Origin of the sequence: Pseudomonas defluvii (assembly GCF_001695625.1) — a bacterium.
GTDB lineage: Bacteria > Pseudomonadota > Gammaproteobacteria > Pseudomonadales > Pseudomonadaceae > Aquipseudomonas > Aquipseudomonas defluvii.
The window spans coordinates 1-4651 of the sequence record NZ_MBPN01000193.1 but is presented as its reverse complement, the minus strand read 5'-3'; the positions used below and the strand labels follow the sequence as shown (position 1 = coordinate 4651).

Sequence of the window (4651 nt, the reverse complement as noted above, 5' to 3'; positions counted from 1 at the left end):
GCAGCCGGTGCCCGGGCACCGGCTGCAGGGGCATGGTCAGGCGCGAGCGGCTTGACGCTCTTTGGCCTGGCAGGCTGCGGCGGTGAAGAGTACGTCGGTGGAGGAGTTCAGCGCAGTTTCTGCCGAATCCTGTAGTACTCCGATGATGAAACCAACTGCTACCACTTGCATGGCGATTTCGCTGGGGATGCCGAACAGGCTGCAGGCCAGAGGAATCAGCAGCAGCGAGCCGCCAGCCACGCCGGAGGCGCCGCAGGCGCACACCGCCGCCACCAGGCTGAGCAGTACGGCGGTCGGCAGGTCTACGGCGATACCCAGGGTATTTACCGCTGCCAGGGTCAGGACGGTGATGGTGATGGCGGCACCGGCCATGTTGATGGTTGCACCCAGAGGGATCGATACCGAGTAGGTGTCTTCATGCAGGCCCAGCTTGTTGCTCAACGCCAGGTTGACCGGGATGTTGGCGGCCGAGCTACGGGTGAAGAAGGCGGTGATGCCGCTTTCACGCAGGCACATGAACACCAGTGGGAACGGGTTGCGACGGATTTTCCAGAACACGATCAGCGGGTTGACCACCAGCGCGACAAACAGCATGCAGCCGATCAGGACGGTCAGCAGGTGCAGGTAGCCGACCAGGGCATCAAGGCCGGACTCTGCCAGGGTCGAGGCGACCAGGCCAAAGATACCCAGCGGCGCAAAACGAATGACGACTCGTACGATTACGGTCACGCCGTTGGACAGGTCTTCCAGCACGGTTCGGGTCGTCTGGCCAGCATGGCGGATGGCAATGCCAAGGCCGATGGCCCACGCCAGGATACCGATGAAGTTAGCGTTCATCAGGGCTTTGACCGGGTTGTCTACGGCGCTCAGCACCAGGCTCTGCAGGACCTCACCAATGCCACCCGGAGCACTCAGCGAGGCCTCGGAGGTGCTCAGTGCCAGGTGGGAAGGGAAGGCCATGCTGGCAACTACCGCAACCACCGCAGCCGCAAAGGTGCCCAGCACGTACAGCACCAGAATCGGACGGATATGGGTTTCCTGACCATGACGATGGTTGGCGACAGACGCCATGACCAGAATGAACACCAGAATGGGGGCGACAGCCTTCAGCGCGGAGACGAAGACCTTGCCAACAAAGGACAGGTTTGCTGCGGTTTCGGGTGAGATCAACGCGAGGGCGATACCAGCAATCAGGCCAACCAGGATCTGTAGCACCAGGCTGGTTCTATTCAACAGGTTTAGAACGGGGGTCATGGCAGGTGTTTCTCTGTCTTGTTCAAGGGTTTCGGCAGTGCCGAAACGTGGCGCATTGACGGCGTCTGGATGGCAGGGCCGCGAAAAAGGGCGCGACTTTAGCACAGTGTGCAGCCGAGGGTCGCTGCACGGTGTCGGAGCGTGGTGCGGGCGTGTAGTATGCCCGCCCTTTTGGCGCGGCTGTGGCCGCGTGCTTTCTGTGTTGGAGTGTGGATGTTACTGCCTATCCTGTTGCTGGCTGCGGCCGGCTTCACTGTATTGACCACGGAGTTCATTATCGTCGGGTTGCTGCCGGGCATTGCACGAGACCTGCAGGTCAGTGTTTCCCAGGCGGGGCTGCTGGTGACCTTGTTCGCATTCACCGTGGCCTGTTGCGGGCCGTTTCTCACCGCGTGGTGCGCGCGCTTCGATCGAAAACGACTGTTTGTCGGAATTTTGTTGGTGTTCGCGGCCTCCAATGCGCTGGCGGCGGTGGCTTCGAACATCTATGTCATGGGCTTGGCGCGGTTGATCCCGGCGCTCGGGTTGCCGGTGTTCTGGGCATTGGCCAGTGAAACGGCGGTGGACATCGTCGGCCCGGCTTACGCTGGACGTGCCATTGCCAAGATCAGCTTTGGTGTGGTGTGTGCGACGGTGTTTGGTATTCCGGTCGGCACCTTGATTGGTGATGCCCTGGGGTGGCGGGCTGCTTTTGCGGTGCTGGCCGTGCTGGCGCTGGCCAAGGCGTTGTTGTTGTACGGCTACCTGCCACGCACCCCGCGTCAGACGCCGGCCTCGTCACTACTCGGGCAATTTGGCATCCTGCGCAGCCGTTTGTTGCAGGGGCATGTGCTGTTGTCGGTGCTGGTGTTCAGCGGCATGTTCACGGCGTATACCTACCTGGCCGATATGCTTGAGCGTTTGGCCGGCTTCGATGGCAGCAGGGTGGGGTGGTACCTGATGGGGTTTGGTGCGGTCGGTTTGGTCGGCAACAGTCTGGGCGGCCGTGCCGTGGATCGTCATCCTCTGCTGGCGTCCAGTGGCTTCTGCGCCGTGATGGTCATAGGCTTGGTTGCGGTGGTGCCGAGCATGCAGTCCACGGTGGGCCTGATGTTGGCGTTGGCCATTTGGGGGGCGACCCAGGCCGCGCTGTTTCTGGTTTCCCACGTGCGCCTGATCAAGGCCGCCCCCAAGGCGCCGGCGTTTGCGGCTTCTCTCAATATTGCCGGGGCCAATCTTGGCATCGGCCTGGGGGCGATCATTGGCGGTTGGGTCATCGATACCCTGGGCTTGGCCCGCCTGGGGTTGTCTGCCGCGGTGTTGATCACGTCGTCGGTGATCCTGGGGCTGTGGTTGATGAGCGCGCGGTTCCAGCCAGAGGCCAGTTGAACAGCTCGCGTCGGGCGCCTTCGGTGATGGCAAGAATGCCGGGGTGCTTGACCTTGCGTTCCACCGAGATGGCATAGAACGACTCGATCACGGCATCCGTCTGGCCGATCAGCTCGACGCCGTACTGTCGACAGACCTCGTCGGCGATGACGCTGGGGGCGATGAATATTCCGCTGCCTGACTGCCCGAAGGCTTGCATCAAGGCGCTGTCATCGAAGTCACCGATGATCCGTGGTTGCACATTCTGTTCGGCAAACCAGCGCAGCAAGCGGCTGCGTACCACGGTTTCCTGCCCGGGTATCAGCAGTGGCGCATGTTGTAACCCTTGAGGAAAGTTGGCCCCGTAGCGCTCGGCCAGCGTGGCGGTGGCAAAGAAGCTGATGCCGCATTCTCCCAGTTTCTGGCTGTAGCCCTTGATGTCCAGGTGGCTGGGCATTGGGCTGTCGGAGATGACCAGGTCCAGGCGCTGAATCGCCAGGTCGGCAAGCAGGCGCTCCAGCTTGTCTTCACGGCAACTGATGCGCAGTGGGTCGCTCATTTCCATGGTGGGGGCAATCAGCCGGTAAACGATGGACTTCGGCACCACATCCGCAACGCCAACCCGAAACAGGATCTGCTTTTCTTCTGGCTGCGTACGCAGCAGGGCCTCAAGTTCTCCGCCGATCTGGAACATGGGCTCGGCATAGCTCAGGGCCTGGCGACCGGTTTCGGTCAGTTCCAGTTGACGGCCTACCCGGCGAAACAGCTCTACCCCATAGGTTTGTTCCAGCAGGCTGATCTGTCCGCTGATGGTTTGCGGGGTCAGGTTCAGTTGCTCGCAGGCGCGCACAATGCTGCCGGTTTTGGCCACGACCCAGAAGTAGTGCAGCTGCCTGTAGTTGAGCATGAGGGCTCTCACTTCGTAAAAACCGAAGTATAACCCTTAAAAAAACGAATTTTCCTGATGTATCTCGGTCTTTAGAATGCATTGCTATCTAAAGCGCCGGCTTCAGGGCTGGCCGTTACAAGAGGAAAAAACATGCTTCACTTCAAATCGATTGGTACGCCGTTGGTGCTGGTGCTGGCGTTGTTTGCCATCAGCGGCTGTGAACAGGCAGAAAAGTCCGCCCAGCAGGTGCTCAATCAGGCCGCACAGTCGGCCAAGGAAGCCATCGACAAGACCAACGAAGCGGCTCAACAAGCCTTGAGCGAAGCCACAGGTTCGCAGGCAGAGAAGAAGCCTTCTGACACCGAGCGCGATGACAGCACTCAAGACATCTGATTCAACCAATCCCCCCGTTCAGGACTGATTCATGGAATACCTGTTAGAACTTGCTGCAAGCCCTACCGCCTGGGTCGCCCTGGCCACCTTGGTGGCCATGGAGATTGTCCTGGGTATCGATAACCTGATCTTCATTTCCATCCTGACCAACAAACTGCCTGAACAGTACCGCTCCAAGGCGCGGCGCGTGGGTATCAGCATGGCGCTGGTGATGCGTCTGGCGCTGCTCAGTACCGTTGCCTGGATCGTCCAGTTGACTGAACCGGTGGTTGACGTATTTGGCCAGAGTTTCTCCTGGAAGGACATGATTCTGATCGCGGGTGGCCTGTTCCTGTTGTGGAAAGCAACCACTGAAATTCACCACAGTGTTGATCCCGTGGCACAGGAAGACGCCAAGGCCTCGTCGACCATTACCCTTGGCTTTGCTGCTGCGATTGGCCAGATCCTGTTGCTGGATATCGTCTTCTCGATCGACAGCATCATTACCGCTGTGGGCATGACCGAGCACTTGCCGATCATGATCATCGCCGTTATCAGTGCCGTGGTGGTGATGATGGTGGCCGCTGATCCACTGGCGCGCTTCATCAACGACAACCCGACTGTCGTGATGCTGGCCCTGGGCTTCCTGATCATGATCGGTATGACCCTGATCGCTGAAGGCTTCGGTGTCCACGTGCCAAAAGGTTACGTTTACGCGGCCATGGCGTTCTCGACGGCGATCGAAGTGCTTAACATTCTGTCGCGACGTGCTCGCACGAAGCGTGAAGA

5 protein-coding genes are annotated in these 4651 nt (G+C 59.8%); 3 read left to right on the top strand and 2 right to left on the bottom strand.

Going from position 1 to position 4651, the window contains the following annotated elements; all coding sequences use genetic code 11:
• Positions 1-36 precede the first annotated feature (36 nt).
• A complete protein-coding gene (gene sstT, locus EKA13_RS26000; protein WP_065761920.1) occupies positions 37-1254 on the bottom strand; it encodes a serine/threonine transporter SstT in 1218 nt (405 codons plus the stop codon).
• A gap of 213 nt (positions 1255-1467) precedes the next feature.
• Here sstT and EKA13_RS25995 point away from each other — a divergent pair, with 213 nt between their 5' ends.
• Complete coding sequence (locus EKA13_RS25995) at positions 1468-2622, top strand: MFS transporter (protein ID WP_065761919.1); 1155 nt, start codon at positions 1468-1470, stop codon at positions 2620-2622.
• Here the strand turns inward: EKA13_RS25995 and nhaR are convergent.
• On the bottom strand, positions 2558-3508 hold the full coding sequence (gene nhaR / locus EKA13_RS25990; RefSeq protein ID WP_065761918.1) for a transcriptional activator NhaR: 951 nt from the start codon (positions 3506-3508) through the stop codon (positions 2558-2560). The genes EKA13_RS25995 and nhaR overlap by 65 nt on opposite strands.
• Positions 3509-3640: 132 nt before the next feature.
• Between nhaR and EKA13_RS25985 the strand changes: the two genes are divergently transcribed.
• Together EKA13_RS25985 and EKA13_RS25980 are read left to right on the top strand one after the other, a co-directional pair.
• A complete protein-coding gene (locus tag EKA13_RS25985; protein WP_065761917.1) occupies positions 3641-3883 on the top strand; it encodes a hypothetical protein in 243 nt (80 codons plus the stop codon).
• A 31-nt stretch (positions 3884-3914) separates the two neighbouring features.
• On the top strand, positions 3915-4651 hold a 737-nt coding region (locus EKA13_RS25980; protein ID WP_065761916.1), incomplete at its 3' end, for a TerC family protein.

What these genes read in the sequence shown, in the direction of transcription:
- EKA13_RS25995 (WP_065761919.1), top strand. Translation starts at nt 1,468, where the DNA reads ATGTTACTGCCTATCCTGTTGCTGGCTGCGGCCGGCTTCACTGTATTG.
- sstT (WP_065761920.1), bottom strand. Translation starts at nt 1,254, where the DNA reads ATGACCCCCGTTCTAAACCTGTTGAATAGAACCAGCCTGGTGCTACAG.
- EKA13_RS25985 (WP_065761917.1), top strand. Translation starts at nt 3,641, where the DNA reads ATGCTTCACTTCAAATCGATTGGTACGCCGTTGGTGCTGGTGCTGGCG.
- nhaR (WP_065761918.1), bottom strand. Translation starts at nt 3,508, where the DNA reads ATGCTCAACTACAGGCAGCTGCACTACTTCTGGGTCGTGGCCAAAACC.